Source organism: Lentzea flava, from assembly GCF_014648475.1.
GTDB classification, from domain to species: domain Bacteria; phylum Actinomycetota; class Actinomycetes; order Mycobacteriales; family Pseudonocardiaceae; genus Lentzea; species Lentzea flava.
In genome coordinates this window covers 1-1834 of sequence record NZ_BMRE01000137.1, presented here as the reverse complement: position 1 = coordinate 1834, position 1834 = coordinate 1, and the positions used below count along the sequence as shown (strand labels likewise).

The window sequence follows — 1834 nt, the reverse complement described above, 5'->3', positions numbered from 1 at the left end:
TCCGCGTTACCGCTGGCGTTGTTGGGAAAATACCGCAGCTCGCCATCGGGAGTGGTGGAAAGCAGATCCGCGGCACCATCACCGGAGATGTCGGCTTCCAGGACGCGATCGGCGGTCTCCCAGCCCGTGCCGGTCACCTTGTAGCCCTCGAACGGACGACCCTCCGCGTTGGAACCGGCGTTGTTCGGGAAGTACCGCAACTCACCGCCCGTGGTGGTCGACACCAGGTCCGCGGAGCCGTCACCCGAGAAGTCCATGTCCGTGTGCTTGCGCTTCGGCGGCTGCGGCGCGTCGTCGACGATCCTGTTGTAGCGCATCGCGCGGTACGCGCTGTTCGGGTGGTTGTCGAGGCTGGCGTTGTTGATGTTGGCGCGGAGGTGCCTCACCGGGGTGGCGCCGAACGTGTAGTACTCGAAGTTGCCGTTGCCGTCGAGCCACCGGTGGAACAGGAAGACGTGCGTGCCGGGATAGACCATCATGTCGCCGGCCTTGAGGTCGTTGCGCGAGATGTTGTGCGAGACGTTCGGCAGGGTCGCGCTGCCCAGGCTGTCGGTCAGGTGCCAGGTCATCGAGACGTACCCGGAGCAGTCTCTGCGGTACAACCAGCCGTCTCCCGGTCCGGGTGATTTCTGGGTCTGGCTGTACGGGCCGGGCTGATGGTCGACCCAGTACTGGGCTCGTGCGATGACTTCGCTGCGGGTGATCTGCCCGTCGCGGACGGACTCGGCGTGAGCGGCTGGGGTGATCACGGCGGCGGTCGTGAAGGCAGTCGCGGTGACCAGTACCGCGGTGAGCAATCGCGTGAAGCGTCCCATGGTCTTTCTCCCTCTTCGTGGTTGCTTCGGTCGGTGCGATGGCTCAATGCAAGCCCGCCGGCCTATAGATCCTCTGCAAAAGCATCTACAGGCGTCTGGAAGGCGGTTTGCAGACGTTCTGCAGGTGCGGTCAGCAGGGTCTGTCTCATCACGAAGAGGGAGACCCAGGAGGTAGTGATGAGCAGGACGAGCCGGATCGCGACCGTGGCGGGCACCGCGGCAGTGCTGGCGGCGATGATGGGGACCACGCCCGCGTCGGCGTTCACGCAGCAGGAATACATCGCGTTCGTGTCCGCCACGGCGCAGCGCGTGCACCAGGAGTTCGACCTGCCCGCGTCCGTCGCGGTCGGACAGTCGGCGCACGAGTCGCGCTGGGGCAACAGCGGGCTCGCAACCTCGCACAAGAACTACTTCGGCATCAAGTGCGTGAACCCGTCCAGCCCCGGCCCGATCGCCATCGGCTGCAAGAACATGAACACCGAGGAGTGCCAGCCGACCTGCGGCCCCACCACCGCGTACTTCCGGGTGTACCGGTCGATGGAGGACTCGTTCCGCGACTGGGGCCGGATGATCACCACCAGCTCCAACTACGCGAGCGCGCTGCCCTACCGGCACGACCCCGACGCGTTCATCCGCGAGGTGGCCAAGCGGTACGCCACGGACAACAACGACTACGCCGGCAAGGTCATCCGGATCATGCAGCAGTACAACCTCTACCAGCTCGACAACGGGGCACCACCCGCCAGAAAGAAGCACGTGGACATGGATTTCTCGGGTGACGGCTCCGCGGACCTGGTGTCGACCACCACGGGCGGTGAGTTGCGGTACTTCCCCAACAACGCCGGTTCCAACGCGGAGGGTCGTCCGTTCGAGGGCTACAAGGTGACCGGCACAGGTTGGGAGACCGCTGACCGGATTCTCGAGGCGGATCTGTCTGGTGATGGTGCTGCGGATCTGCTGTCCACCACTCCCGATGGCGAGCTGCGGTATTTTCCCAACAACGCCAGCGGTAACGCGGA

General features: G+C 65.0%; 2 protein-coding genes. One reads left to right on the top strand and one right to left on the bottom strand.

The genetic code is table 11. The features are described from left to right. Window positions 1-815: FG-GAP-like repeat-containing protein (locus IEZ09_RS45840; RefSeq protein WP_229813571.1), on the bottom strand; the 815-nt coding region annotated here is incomplete at its 3' end. Window positions 816-992: 177 nt separating this feature from the next. Between IEZ09_RS45840 and IEZ09_RS45835 the strand changes: the two genes are divergently transcribed. Then, a partial coding sequence (locus IEZ09_RS45835) for a glucosaminidase domain-containing protein (protein WP_189260136.1) occupies window positions 993-1834 on the top strand: 842 nt, incomplete at its 3' end.